Here is a 15,248-nt window from a genome sequence, read left to right as displayed (position 1 = left end):
CTAAATTTCCCGCCGTGGCTCACGTCACCTCGTTGAACTGTCGACGATTATCGTGAGCCCGACCCATGTCCAATCTGAATGACCTGACTGCCCTGTGTCTGCCGACAGGCAGTCGTCTTGCCGCTGATGAAACCCAAAGCCGCCTGAGTCTCAGCCTGGAGGGGCAACCGTTGCTCACCCTGCGGCTGATGCGTGGCCCCGAATTGCACGTGCAACTGGAAGAGCATTTCGGTCGCCCTGAACGGCAGGCGTTGTGGGCGGCCTGTTACTGGCTGTTCGCCCGGGACCCCAACTGTCAGCGCCTGGTCTGGCAACTGCAAGACGTACCGACCGAAGCCGTGTTCAGCGGTCTGCTGATTCCGACTCCCGTCAGTGGCCAGTATCACTGCGAGCGCACTGTGTTCTGGCAGTTGTCGCAGCCGTGGCTGGGGCATTCCCTGACCGGCAGCTATCCGCAGCAAATGCTCATGAGCGACGGCAAGCGTCATCCACGGCGGCCGGTCAAACCCCGTGGTGAAGTGTATCGACGCTTCGATGCGCGGCTGGGCGCCTGGGTTTCCCTGCGCACGCTGGATATCGAGCAAGACCTGGCACGCTTCAACCGTTGGCAGAACAGCCCGCGTGTCGCCAGTTTCTGGCAGGAGGAGGGCAGCCTCGAACAGCATCGCGAGTACCTGAACAAACTCGAGGCCGACCCGCACACGTTAACGCTCATCGGTAGTTTCGACGATCAGCCATTTGCTTATTTCGAGGCTTATTGGGCCAGGGAAGATCGCATCTCGCCGTTCTATGAGGTCAACGATTACGACCGTGGCATTCACATGCTGGTGGGCGAAGAAAATCACCGCGGTCCGCACAAGGTGGCGAGCTGGTTATCGGCGCTGGTGCATTACCTGTTTCTCGATGATCCGCGCACCCGGCGCGTGGTTGCCGAGCCCCGTGCCGATAACGCGAAGATGATCGGGTACATGCAGGAGCAGCGCTTTCACTGCGAGAAAGAGTTCGACTTCCCGCACAAGCGCGCGGCCTTGATGGTGTTGGGGCGGGAGCGGTTTTTTGATCGGTGCGCACTGGCTTGATGCTTGAAGCTCAAGATTCGTTGCGGTCTTGAGTCAGCCTTCGTCGGAACGCCGCCCGGACCAAGCCGGCTCCCACAGGGTGTGCGCTGAACCTGTGGGAGCGGGCTTGCTCGCGAAGGGCGCGACGCAGATTTCAGCTCTTATTGGCGGGAAGCCGCATCGCCACGCTTGCCCGACACCTTGCGGCAATGCACCAGCGCGTCACGGATCATGAAGTTCACCAGGGTCGGCGAGACGCCGAGTTCCTTGGCGATGTCCTTTTGCGGTACGCCGTGCAGGCGATACATCTCGAAGGCGTAGCGGGTGCGGCTCGGCAACTCGGTCAACGCATCGGCAATGTGCTCCAGTGTCGAGAAGTTGATGTGCGACGTTTCCGGTGACGCACCCTGGATCACCACATTCAGCCCTTCCGCTTCAGGACCGGAATACTTCTGCTCCAGCGCCTGCTTGCGGTAGTGGTCGATCGCCAGGTTGCGCACGATCTGGAACAGGTAGCTGAGCTGAGCCTTGATCGAACTGGTGATGGGCGGGGCCGATTGCAGCCGGAAGAATGCGTCCTGCACAACATCTTCGGCACGTGAGCGGCAACCGGTAATTCGGGCTGCAATCTTCACCAGAATCAGTCGATTGTCGACGAATGCCTGAAGTAGCGGTGTATCGCACCTGCTTGTGGATACTGGTTCCATCATGGAAATCACCCTGCTGCCAAAAGGTTAGTGGGACGGCGAAAAACCGGGGGGGCGTCCTACACATCGAGCGACAAATTAGGCTTAATGATAATGATTGTCAAATGAGAAAAAGAATTGATGCGCGACAAAAATGCAGAGTGCGAACTGCGACACGTTGACGCCCCTTCAGCCCGCCTGGCGTTGCAACCAGGCGACTAATTATTTCAAGACGTCATCCGTTCTCATTGGTGAATTGCACAGCGCAACCCTCATCACCCCGTAGGAGCGAGCTCGCTCCGGGCGGCGTTCCGACGATGGTCGTCAACGATGACGATGGGCGCCCGACACCCCGCGGTGTTCTCCGGATTTTCGCGAGCAAGCTCGCTCCTACCAAGCCGAATTCAGGCAGGAAACCTCATGACCGACGCGTTCGAACTCCCCAGCACAATGGTCCAAGCCCTTCAGCGCCGCGCGGCCCTGACGCCGGATCGGGTGGCCCTGCGCTTTCTCGCCGAGACCCCGGAACAGGCCGTAGTGCTCAGCTATCGCGAACTGGACCTGCGGGCGCGGACGATTGCCGGCGCGTTGCAGGCCCGGGCGGATGTTGGCGACCGCGCGGTGTTGTTGTTCCCCAGCGGCCCGGATTACGTCGCGGCGTTCTTCGGTTGCCTGTACGCCGGGGTGATCGCGGTGCCAGCCTATCCGCCGGAGTCGACACGCCGTCATCACCAGGAACGCCTGCTGTCGATCATCAGCGATGCCCAGCCGCGCTTGCTGCTGACCAGCGCCGGGCTGCGCGATGGGTTGCAGCAGATCGAAGGGGCACCGCCACTGGTGTGTGTCGATACCCTCGACGGTGCACTGGCCGAGCGCTGGGTCGCGGTGGACTTGCAGGACGATCACATCGCCTTCCTGCAATACACCTCCGGTTCCACCGCGCTACCCAAAGGCGTGCAAGTCAGCCATGGCAATCTGGTGGCCAACGAATTGCTGATTCGCCACGGTTTCGGCATTGACCTGAACCCCGACGACGTCATCGTCAGCTGGCTGCCGCTGTACCACGACATGGGCCTGATCGGCGGCCTGCTGCAGCCGGTTTTCAGCGGCGTGCCTTGCGTGTTGATGTCCCCGGCGTACTTCCTCGGCCGGCCGTTGCGCTGGCTGGAGGCGATCAGTGAATACGGCGGCACCATCAGTGGCGGGCCGGATTTTGCCTTTCGCTTGTGCAGCGAGCGGGTCAGCGAGTCGGCCCTGGAACGGCTCGACCTGAGTGGCTGGCGCGTGGCGTATTCCGGCTCCGAACCGATTCGCCTCGACACCCTGGAACGCTTCGCCGGGAAGTTCGCGACCTGCGGCTTCGGCGCGGACAGTTTCATGGCCTCCTATGGACTGGCCGAAGCCACCTTGTTCGTGGCCGGCACCGCGCGCGGTAAAGGCATCGGCAACCTGCGGGTGGACGATCAGGCCCTGGCGCAGAACCGTGTCGAAGAAGGTGAGGGTAGCCCGGTCATGAGTTGCGGTATCAGCCAACCGGGTCACGCCGTGCTGATCATCGATCCGGTCTCGCTCACCGAACACACCGACAACGTCGTCGGCGAAGTCTGGGCCAGCGGGCCGAGTATCTCCTCGGGCTACTGGCGAAACCCCGAGGCGTCCGCCAAGACCTTCGTCCGGCACGCCGGTCAGACCTGGTTGCGCACCGGGGACCTGGGTTTCCTGCGCAACGGCGAGCTGTTCATCACCGGGCGCCTGAAGGACATGCTGATCGTGCGCGGGCACAACCTGTACCCGCAGGACATCGAGCAGACTGTCGAGCGCGAAGTGGAAGTGGTGCGCAAAGGCCGGGTTGCCGCCTTCGCCGTCACGGTTGATGGACAGGAAGGCATCGGCATCGCTGCCGAGATCAGCCGCAGCGTGCAGAAAATCCTGCCGCCGGAATCCTTGATCAAAGCCATTCGACAAGCCGTCGCCGAGGCGTATCAGCAAGCGCCGGACGTGGTAGTGCTGCTCAATCCGGGCGCGCTGCCCAAGACCTCCAGTGGCAAACTGCAACGCTCGGCGTGTCGCAATCGCCTGGCGGACGGTAGCCTCGACAGCTACGCGATGTTCCCGTCGGCCGTCACCGAAAGTGCAGGCCAGATCGAGTCGGGCTCCGAGCTGCAAAGCCTGATCGGCCGGATCTGGTGTGAGCAGTTGCAAGTGGCACAGGTGGGTGCAGACGACCATTTCTTCCTGCTCGGCGGTAACTCCATTGCGGCGACGCAGGTAGTGGCGCGTCTGCGTGAAGAGCTCGGTCTGGAGTTGAACCTGCGCCTGCTGTTCGAAGCCCCGACCCTCGGCGCTTTTGCCGATGTCGTGAGCCGACTGCAACAGGACGGTGGCATGGCCCAGGGCGTGATCACTGCGCTGTCGCGCCAGCAACCGATGCCGCAATCCCTGGCACAAAACCGCCTGTGGATCACCTGGCAACTCGACCCGTACAGCAGCGCCTACAACATTCCCGGCGGCTTGAGCCTGCGCGGCGAGCTGGATGAGGACGCCTTGCGCGCCAGCTTCCAGCAGTTGATCGAGCGCCACGAATCCCTGCGCACGCGATTTTTCGAACGTGACGGCGTGGCGCTGCAACAGGTCGTTGCGACGGCCGGGTTCAACCTGCAACTGATCGACATCAGTGACCTGCCAGCCACCGAGCGAGAGGCCCGGGCACAACAGATCCGCGAGGACGAAGCGCGGACCCGGTTCGATCTGGAGAAAGGCCCGTTGATGTGGGTGACGCTGGTGCGCCTCGACGACGAAGACCATCAGTTGTTGGTGACGATGCACCACATCATCGCTGACGGCTGGTCGTTGAATGTGTTGATCGACGAGTTCTCGCGCCTGTATGCGGCCGCCTCCCAGGGCTGGCAAGCGGAGCTGGCGCCATTGCCGACGCAGTATGCCGATTACGGCAACTGGCAGCGGCAATGGCTGGCGCAAGGGGAGGGCGAGCGTCAACTGGCTTATTGGAAAGACCGCTTGGGTGATGAGCATCCAACCCTGAGCCTGGCCACCGACCATCCACGCGCTGCCCAACAACTGCACAGCGCCGCTCGCCACACCGTGCGTCTGGGCGCGGCCCTGAGCAATGCGATTCGTCAGACCGCCCAGGCCCATGAATCGACCACCTTCATGCTGTTGCTGGCGGCGTTCCAGACCTTGTTGCATCGCTACAGCGGCCAGCGTGATATCCGCATCGGCGTGCCCAATGCCAACCGTCCGCGCCTGGAAACCCAAGGCCTGATCGGTTTTTTCATCAATACCCAGGTGCTGCGTGCCGAGGTGGACTCACGCCTGACATTCGTTGAGCTACTGGCGCAGACCCGTCAGGCGGCGTTGGGTGCGCAAGGGCATCAGGACCTGCCGTTCGAGCAACTGCTGCAAGCCTTCCCCCAGGCCCGCGAGCAGGGCCTGTTCCAGGTCATGTTCAACCATCAGCAACGGGACCTCAGCGCCTTGAAACGCCTGCCGGGGTTGTTGGCCGAAGAGCTGCCGTGGCATAGCCGCGAAGCCAAGTTCGATTTGCAGTTGCACAGCGAAGAAGACCGCAACGGTCGCCTGACCTTGTCCTTCGACTACGCCAGCGAATTGTTCGACGCGGCGACCATCGAGCGTCTGGCCGAGCATTTCAGCAACCTGCTGCGGGCTGTCTGCGAGCACCCGGACACCACCATCGGTGACCTGCCACTGTTGACCGCCGCCGAACACCTTCAACAATCAGACTGGGCCACCGCACCCTGCGCAGCGGCCAGCCAATGGCTACCGCAATGGCTCAGCGAGCAGACACGCCAGACCCCGCAGCGTACCGCGCTGATGTGGGACGGCGGCCAGATGGACTTCGCCGAGCTGCACACCCGGGCGAACCGTCTGGCGCATTACCTGCGCGACAAAGGTGTCGGCCCGGACGTCTGCGTGGCCATCGCCTGCGAGCGTTCGCCGCAACTGCTGATCGGCCTGCTGGCGATCATCAAGGCCGGTGGCGCCTACGTGCCGCTGGATGCGGATTACCCTGCCGAGCGCCTGGCCTACATGCTCAGCGACAGCGGTGTTCAATTGCTGCTGACACAAACCCGATTGCTTGAGCGCCTGCCAGCGACTGATGGCGTCAGCGTGATCGCGATGGATGCCCTGCATCTGGAGAGCTGGCCGAGCCATGCGCCAGGGCTCCATCTGCACGGCGACAACCTCGCCTATGTGATTTACACCTCCGGTTCCACCGGCCAACCCAAAGGCGTCGGCAACACCCACGCGGCGCTGGCCGAGCGCCTGCAATGGATGCAGGACACTTATCGCCTGAACGAAACCGACGTGCTGATGCAAAAGGCGCCGATCAGTTTCGACGTGTCGGTGTGGGAGTGCTTCTGGCCGCTGATCACTGGCGCACGTTTGCTGATCGCCGGTCCCGGCGAACACCGCGATCCACATCGTATCGCGCAGCTGGTGCAAGCGTACGGCGTGACCACGTTGCACTTCGTGCCGCCGCTGCTTTCGCTGTTCATCGAAGAACCGCTGAGCGCTGAATGCACCAGCCTGCGTCGGGTGTTCTCCGGGGGCGAAGCCTTGCCGGCCCAGCTGCGCAACCGGGTGCTGACGCAACTGCCGGCGGTGCAACTGCACAACCGCTACGGCCCGACCGAAACCGCGATCAACGTCACCCACTGGCAGTGCTCCAGCGCCGACGGCGAGCGCTCGCCGATTGGCCGGCCGCTGGGCAATGTGATCTGCCGTGTGCTCGATAGCGATCTCAATCCGGTTCCGGTCGGCGTACCGGGTGAGTTGTGCATCAGCGGTGTTGGCCTGGCCCGTGGTTACCTCGGTCGCCCGGCGTTGACCGCCGAACGCTTCGTGGTCGATCCGTTGGGCGAGTCGGGCGCACGCTTGTATCGCACTGGCGACCGGGCGCGCTGGACGGTGGACGGCGTGATCGAATACCTCGGCCGTCTCGATCAGCAGGTCAAGTTGCGCGGGTTCCGGGTCGAGCCGGAAGAAATCCAGGCGAGGCTGCTCGCCCAGGACGGCGTTGCGCAAGCCGTGGTGCTGGTGCGCGACATCGTGGCCGGGGCGCAGTTGATCGGTTACTACACCGCAACGGACCATGCCGGGGACGAAGCCGAGCAATCTGCGCGCCTGAAAAGCGCATTGGCCGCCGAACTGCCCGAATACATGGTCCCGGCGCAACTGATGCGTCTGGAGCAAATGCCCCTCGGCCCGAGCGGCAAACTCGACCGGCGCGCCTTGCCGGATCCGCAGTGGCAGGTGCGCGAACACGTTGAACCCGTGACAGAACTGGAGCAATGCATCGCCGGCATCTGGCGCGAAGTGCTGGGCCTGGCGCAAGTCGGTTTGGGCGATGATTTTTTTGCCCTCGGCGGCCATTCGTTGCTGGCCACGCAAATCATCTCCCGTGCCCGCCAGGCCTGCGACGTCGAGTTGCCGCTGCGGGCGCTGTTCGAACACAGCGAACTCGGTGCCTTTGCCGAACAGGTTCGCCTGATCAAGGCCAGCGGCAGCACCAATAAACAGCCGCCGATTGAGAAAGTCGATCGCAGCCAGCCGGTGCCGCTGTCCTATTCCCAGCAGCGCATGTGGTTCCTCTGGCAGATGGAGCCCGACAGCCCGGCCTACAACGTCGGTGGCATGGCACGGCTGCGCGGCGTGCTCGACGTGGCGCGTTTCGAGGCGGCGCTGCAAGCCCTGATCCTGCGTCACGAAACCCTGCGCACCACGTTCCCGAGCATCGACGGCGTCGCCCGCCAACAGGTGCACACGCAAACCGGCGTGCGCATGGCATGGAAGGATTTCACCGCGCTGGATGCCGAAGTCCGCGAGTGGCAGGTCCAGCAACTGGCCGACGACGAAGCGCACCAGCCGTTCGATCTGGAAGCCGGGCCGCTGTTGCGCGCCTGCCTGGTCAAGACCGCCGAACAGGAACACTACTTCGTTCTGACCCTGCACCACATTGTTACCGAAGGCTGGGCGATGGACATTTTTGCCCGGGAACTGAGCGCGCTGTACGAAGCGTTCGTCGATGATCGTGAATCACCGCTGGCGCCATTGCCGGTGCAGTATCTGGATTACAGCGTGTGGCAGCGTCAGTGGCTGGAGTCCGGTGAGCGTCAGCGCCAGCTCGATTACTGGACCACGCAACTGGGCCGCGAACACCCGTTGCTGGAGTTGCCGGCCGACCGTCCGCGTCCGCCGGTGCAAAGCCATCAGGGTGAGTTGTACCGGTTCGACCTGAGCGACGACCTCGCTGCACGGGTCCGCGCCTTCAACGCGCAACACGGCCTGACCCTGTTCATGACCATGACCGCCGCCCTGGCGACGCTGCTGTACCGCTACAGCGGCCAGACCGATTTGCGCATCGGCGCCCCGGTAGCCAACCGCATTCGTCCGGAAAGCGAAGGGCTGATCGGTGCGTTCCTCAACACCCAAGTGCTGCGCTGCCGGCTCGACGGGCAGATGTCTGTCGGCGAGCTGTTCGAGCAGGTGCGTCATACGGTGATCGAAGGCCAGTCCCATCAGGACCTTCCGTTCGATCATCTGGTGGAAGCCCTGCAACCACCCCGCAGCGCGGCCTGCAACCCGTTGTTCCAGGTGATGTGCAACGTGCAGCGCTGGGAGTTCCAGCAAAGCCGAACCCTGGCCGGCATGACGGTCGAGTACCTGGCCAACGATGCCCGCGCGACCAAGTTCGACCTCAACCTGGAAGTCACTGACCTCGACCATCGCCTGGGTTGCTGCCTGACCTACAGCACCGATCTGTTCGACGAACCGCGCATTGCACGCATGGCCGGGCATTGGCGCAACCTGCTGGAGGCCCTGATTGCCGATCCGCAACAGCGCTTGAGCGAGTTGCCGCTGCTGGCGAGTGGCGAACAACAACATCTGCTCGACAGCCTCGGCGTCGAGCCCGGCGAGCATCGACTGGATCAATGCATTCATCATTTGTTCGCCGAGCAAGCCTTGATTCGCCGAGACGCTCCGGCCCTGACCTTCGCCGGGCAGACTTTGAGCTACGCCGAACTCGACAGCCGCGCCAATCGCCTGGCCTGGATGCTGCGCGAGCGTGGCGTTGGGCCGCAGGTTCGCGTGGGCCTGGCACTGGAGCGCTCGCTGGAGATGGTCGTCGGCCTGCTGGCGATCCTCAAGGCCGGCGGCGCTTATGTACCGCTGGATCCGGAGTACCCGCTGGACCGCTTGCATTACATGATCGAAGACAGCGGCATCGGTCTGCTGCTCAGCGATGCGACGATGTTCAAGGCCCTGGGCGAGTTGCCGGCGAGCGTCGGTCGCTGGTGTCTTGAAGAGGACGCCGCTGCACTGGCCGGCTATCCGGCCACCGAGTTGCCATTGATCAGCCTGCCGCAACATCAGGCCTACCTGATTTACACCTCGGGCTCGACCGGCAAGCCGAAAGGCGTGGTGGTGTCTCACGGCGAAATCGCCATGCATTGCCGCGCCGTGATCGAGCGCTTCAGCATGCGCCCCGACGACTGCGAGCTGCACTTCTATTCGATCAACTTCGACGCCGCCACCGAGCGTTTGCTGGTGCCGCTGCTCAGCGGTGCGCAAGTGGTGCTGCGGGCTCAAGGGCAGTGGGACGCGGAAGAAATCTGTGGCCTGATCCGCCGTCATCACATCAGCGTCCTCGGTTTCACGCCGAGCTACGGCAGCCAGTTGGCGCAATGGCTGGCAACGCAAAATGAAACCCTGCCGGTGCGCATGATCATCACCGGCGGCGAAGCGCTGACCGGTGAGCACCTGGCGCGCATTCGCGCAGCCTTCAAACCGAGCCAGTTCTTCAACGCCTACGGCCCGACCGAAACCGTGGTCATGCCGCTGGCCAGTCTTGCCCCTGAAGTACTGGAAGAGGGGGCCGGCAGCGTACCGATCGGCAGCGTGATCGGCGACCGCGCGGCCTACATTCTCGACGCCGACCTGGCGTTGGTGCCGCAAGGCGCGACAGGTGAGTTGTATGTCGGTGGCGCGGGTCTGGCCCAGGGTTATCACCAGCGTCCGGGCATGACTGCGGAGCGCTTTGTGGCCGATCCGTTTGTCGCCAGCGGTGGACGCATCTACCGTACTGGCGACCTGGTGCGCCAGCGCGCCGACGGCCTGGTGGAATACCTCGGTCGCATCGACCATCAAGTGAAGATTCGCGGCTTCCGTATCGAGCTCGGTGAAATCGAAACCCGTCTGCTGGAGCACGAATCGATCCGTGAGGCGGTGGTGCTGGCGCTCGATGCACCGAGTGGCAAGCAATTGGTCGGCTATCTGGTGACTGACGTCGCAGAGTTTGGCGAAGCGCAGCAGGCTGAACTGCGTGAAGCGCTCAAAACGCATCTGAAATCGCAACTGCCAGACTACATGGTGCCCACGCACCTGATCCTGCTGGCCAGCATGCCTCTGACCGCCAACGGCAAGCTCGACCGCCGTGCTCTGCCGGCACCGGACCCTGAGCTGAACCGTCAGCAGTACGTGGCGCCGAGCAACGAGCTTGAAGTCACGCTGGCGCAGATCTGGTGCGAAGTGCTCAACGTCGGACAGGTTGGCCTCAATGACAACTTCTTCGAACTGGGCGGCGACTCGATCCTGTCGATCCAGGTGGTCAGCCGGGCACGGCAGCAGGGCATCCACTTCAGCCCTCGCGACCTGTTCCAGCACCAGACCGTGCAGACCCTCGCCGCCGTCGCCACCCGCAGCGAGCAGGTCAGCGCCGAGCAAGGCTTGCTCATGGGTGAATCGCGCCTGACGCCAATCCAGCACTGGTTCTTCGACACCGACATCCCGCAACGCCAGCACTGGAACCAGGCATTGTTGCTGCAGCCGACCGCCGCCCTTGAACCCCATCGTCTGGAGCAAGCGCTGCTGGCGCTGATCGAACAGCACGACGCCTTGCGCCTGCGTTTCAGCAAGGTCGCCGGCCAATGGCAGGCCACACACCAGGCGATTTCCGAGGCGCCGGTGTTGTGGCAGGTGCGCGTTTCGTCCATGGACAAATGCGCGGCCTTGTTCGCCGATGCCCAGCGCAGCCTCGATCTTGACGAAGGGCCGTTGCTGCGCGTGTTGCTGGTCGATGGTCCCGACGGTCAGCAACGGCTGTTCATCGCGATTCACCATTTGGTGGTCGATGGCGTTTCATGGCGCGTGCTGCTGGACGATCTGCAAACCGTGTATCGCCAACTGGACGCGCAGCAGTCGGTGAAACTGCCGGCGAAAACCAGCGCCTTCAAGGACTGGGCCGCACGCTTGCAGGCCTACGCCGGCAGCGAGTCCCTGCGTGAAGAACTGGGCTGGTGGCAGGCGCAACTGGCCGGGGCCACTGCCGACTTGCCCTGCGATCACCCCGAGGGCGGGTGGCAGAACCGGCATGGGCAAACCGTCAGCGTGCGCCTCGACAGCGAGCGTACCCGGCAGTTACTGCAACAGGCACCGAGTGCCTATCGCACCCAGGTCAACGACTTGCTGCTGACCGCTTTGGCCCGCGTGCTGTGCCGCTGGAGCGGTCAGCCATCGGCGCTGATTCAACTGGAAGGCCACGGCCGCGAAGCGCTGTTCGACGAGATCGACCTGACCCGCACCGTCGGCTGGTTCACCAGCGCCTATCCCCTGTGCCTGACCCCGTTGAACATCGAAGAAGCCGCCGGGCAGGGCGCGTCGATCAAGGCAATCAAGGAGCAATTGCGTGCCGTACCGCACAAAGGTCTGGGCTATGGCGTGCTGCGCTACCTCGCCGATGACCAGAGTCGCCACAGCATGGCGCAGTTGCCGGTGGCGCCGATCACCTTCAACTACCTCGGTCAGTTCGATCAGATCTTCGGGGCGGACGCGCTGTTCCATCCACTGGATGAAGCCATTGGCGCGGCCCACGATGGCAATGCCCCGCTGCCCAACGAGCTGAGCGTCGACGGTCAGGTGTATGGCGGTGAACTGGTACTGCGCTGGACTTTCAGCGCCGAACGCTTCGATGGGCAAACCATCAACGAGTTGGCCGATGCCTACCTCGGTGAGTTGAGCAGCCTGATCGAGCATTGCCTGCGCGACGACGCCGGTGGCCTGACGCCGTCGGACTTCCCGCTGGCGAATCTCAACCAGACGCAACTGGATACGCTGCCGGTCCCGGCCGCTGTCATCGAAGACGTCTACCCGCTAACCCCGATGCAGGAAGGCATGCTGCTGCACACCTTGCTGGAGCCGGGCACCGGCCTGTATTACATGCAGGACCGCTACCGTATCAATAGCGAACTCGACCCGCAGCGTTTCGCCCAGGCCTGGCAAGCGGTGATCGCCCGCCACGAAGCGTTGCGCGCGTCGTTCTGCTGGAACGTGGGCGAAGACATGCTGCAAGTGATCCACAAACCGGGCAGCACGCCGATCGAGTACCTCGACTGGAGCGATCTTGCCGAAGCCGAGCAAGAGCCGAAGCTGCAAACCTTGCTCAAGACCGAACGCGAGGCCGGGTTCGATCTGCTCAACCAGGCGCCGTTCCACTTGCGTTTGATCCGTGTGGGCGCGGCGCGCTACTGGTTCATGATGAGCAACCACCACATCCTCATCGATGCCTGGTGCCGTTCGCTGCTGATGAACGATTTCTTCGAGATCTACAGCGCCCTCGACGAAGGGCGGGAAGCGCAGCTGGAGGTGCCGCCACGTTATCGCGACTACATCGGCTGGCTGCAGCATCAAAGCCTGGCCGAAGCACGGCAGTGGTGGAAAACCAACCTGCAGGGTTTCGAACGGACCACGCCGATCCCGAGCGACCGGCCATTGCTGCGCGAACATGCCGGCGACAGCGGCGGCATGATTGTCGGCGACCGCTACACAAGGCTCGATACCCGGGACGGCGCGCAATTGCGCGAACTGGCCCAGGCCCATCAGCTGACCATCAATACCTTCGCCCAGGCGGCATGGGCACTGGTGCTGCGGCGCTTGAGCGGTGATCGCGACGTGCTGTTCGGCGTCACCGTGGCCGGGCGTCCGGTGGACATGCCGCAGATGCAGCGCACCGTCGGCCTGTTCATCAACAGCATCGCGCTGCGGGTGAAAATGCCCGAGGACGGCCAGCGTTGCAGCGTGCGCCAGTGGCTCAGTAGTCTGCTCGAGCACAACATGCAACTGCGTGAATACGAATACCTGCCGCTGGTGAACATCCAGGAGCAAAGCGAACTGCCCAAAGGCCAGCCGCTGTTCGACAGCCTGTTCGTGTTCGAAAACGCCCCGGTGGAAGTCTCCGTACTGGACCGTGCACAGAGCCTCAACGCGACCTCGGATTCGGGCCGAACCCATACCAACTTCCCGCTCACGGCCGTGTGCTATCCGGGTGATGACCTGGGCTTGCACCTGTCCTACGACCAGCGCTACTTCGATGAGGCCACGGTCGAGCGTATGCTGGGTGAGTTCAAGCGTCTGCTGCTGGCGTTGGTGGAAGGTTTCCATGGCGACATGGCCGACCTGCCGTTGCTGGGGGCCGAAGAGCAGGACTTCCTCATCCATGGCTGCAACCAGAGCGAACACCCGTATCCGCTGGAGCAGAGCTACGTTGCATTGTTTGAAATGCAGGTCGCCAGGCACCCGCAGCGGATTGCCGCCAGTTGTCTTGACCGGCAACACAGTTATCTTGAGCTGAACCAACGCAGTAACCGTCTCGGTCATGGGTTGATCGCCGCCGGTGTCGGGCGAGATCAACCGGTAGCCTTGCTGGCCGAACGCAGCCTCGATTTGCTGGGAATGATCATCGGCAGCTTCAAGGCGGGTGCTGGTTACCTGCCGCTGGACCCAGGGTTGCCGAGTCAGCGTCTGAGCCGGATCATCGATCTGAGCCGCACGCCATTGCTGGTGTGCACGCAAGCCTGTCGTGAGCAGGCGCAGGCCTTGCTCGACGAGATCAGCTGCGCCAACCGGCCAAGGCTGCTGGTCTGGGAGGAGGTCCAGGCCCTTGCGCTGTCGACGGACAATCCTGGCGTCTACAGCGGCCCGGACAACCTCGCCTACGTGATCTACACCTCCGGCTCCACCGGTTTGCCCAAAGGCGTGATGGTCGAACAGCGCGGCATGCTCAATAACCAGTTGAGCAAGGTGCCGTACCTGAATCTGAGCGACGCCGACGTGATCGCCCAAACCGCGTCGCAAAGCTTCGATATTTCGGTCTGGCAGTTCCTCGCCGCGCCGTTGTTCGGCGCCCGGGTGGACATCGTGCCGAACGCCATCGCCCACGATCCCCAAGGCTTGCTGGCCCATGTGGAAAGCCAGGGCATTACCGTGCTGGAAAGCGTGCCGTCGCTGATCCAGGGCATGCTCGCCCAGGAGCGCATGAGCCTTGACGGCCTGCGCTGGATGTTGCCAACCGGTGAGGCGATGCCGCCGGAACTGGCGCATCAATGGTTGCTGCGCTATCCGCAGATCGGCCTGGTGAATGCCTACGGTCCGGCGGAGTGCTCGGATGACGTGGCGTTCTTCCGCGTCGATATGGCTTCGACTCGCGCCAGCTACCTGCCGATTGGCACGCCGACCGACAACAACCGGTTGTACCTGCTCGACGAAGCGCTGGAACTGGTGCCGCTGGGCGCGGTGGGTGAACTGTGCGTGGCGGGGACCGGGGTCGGTCGCGGCTATGTCGGCGATCCGCTGCGCACCGCCCCGGTGTTTGTGCCGAACCCGTTCGGCGCACCGGGTGAGCGCCTGTATCGCACCGGCGACCTGGCTCGACGTCGCAGCGATGGCGTGTTGGAGTACGTGGGGCGCATCGACCATCAGGTGAAGATTCGCGGTTACCGCATCGAGCTGGGTGAAATCGAGGCTCGCCTGCATGAACAACCGGAAGTCCGCGATGCGGCGGTGGGTGTGCAGGAAGGGGCGAACGGCAAGCATCTGGTGGGCTATCTGGTCGCGGCGGATGTTGCGTTGAGTCCGGCCGAGGGATTGGAGCGGATCAAGCAACGCCTGCGCGCCGAATTGCCGGAATACATGGTGCCACTGCATTGGCTGTGGCTGGACAGGCTGCCGCTAAACTCCAACGGCAAACTGGACCGCAAGGCCCTGCCGGCGCTGGAGATCGGCCAGATGCAGAGCCAGGATTACCAGGCGCCGCGCAATGACCTGGAACAGACCCTGGCGGACATTTGGGCCGAGGTGTTGAAGGTCGAGAAGGTGGGTGTTCGCGACAATTTCTTCGAATTGGGCGGGCATTCGCTGCTGGCCACGCAGATCGCGTCACGGGTGCAGAAAACCCTGCAACGGGATGTGCCGCTGCGGGCCATGTTCGAATGCAGCACGGTGGAAGAGTTGGCCGGGTACATCGACGGGTTGGTGGCCAACGAAATCACCGAGGAGAAGGTGGATCGGCTGAATGATCTGATGGCGGAGCTGGAGGGGTTTTAATCTCCAGCGGCTTTACCGGCCTCATCGCGGGCAAGTCGAATCGTCGCACCGCCGCTCCCACAGGTTCGCAGGTGTATGTATGAAC

At 63.2% G+C, this 15,248-nt stretch carries 3 protein-coding genes; 2 read left to right on the top strand and 1 reads right to left on the bottom strand.

The features are described from left to right. The first annotated feature begins 65 nt into the window (after window positions 1–65). Window positions 66–1,079, top strand: coding sequence for a GNAT family N-acetyltransferase (locus AC07W4_RS25925; RefSeq protein ID WP_495034473.1), 1,014 nt, complete (start codon window positions 66–68; stop codon window positions 1,077–1,079). Window positions 1,080–1,219: 140 nt separating this feature from the next. Here the strand turns inward: AC07W4_RS25925 and AC07W4_RS25920 are convergent, their stop codons facing one another. Continuing rightward, window positions 1,220–1,768, bottom strand: a complete 549-nt coding sequence (locus tag AC07W4_RS25920; protein ID WP_495034472.1) for an RNA polymerase factor sigma-70 — start codon at window positions 1,766–1,768, stop codon at window positions 1,220–1,222. Window positions 1,769–2,164: 396 nt separating this feature from the next. Here AC07W4_RS25920 and AC07W4_RS25915 point away from each other — a divergent pair, with 396 nt between their 5' ends. Next, window positions 2,165–15,163 carry a non-ribosomal peptide synthetase gene (locus AC07W4_RS25915; RefSeq protein ID WP_495034471.1) on the top strand — a complete coding sequence of 4,333 codons (12,999 nt, stop codon included), beginning with the start codon at window positions 2,165–2,167 and terminating at the stop codon, window positions 15,161–15,163. Window positions 15,164–15,248 lie beyond the last annotated feature (85 nt).

Source organism: Pseudomonas sp. GW821-FHT02A08 (genome assembly GCF_059422045.1).
Note: the sequence above shows the minus strand (reverse complement) of the source record. Positions and strands in the feature narration are given on the sequence as shown.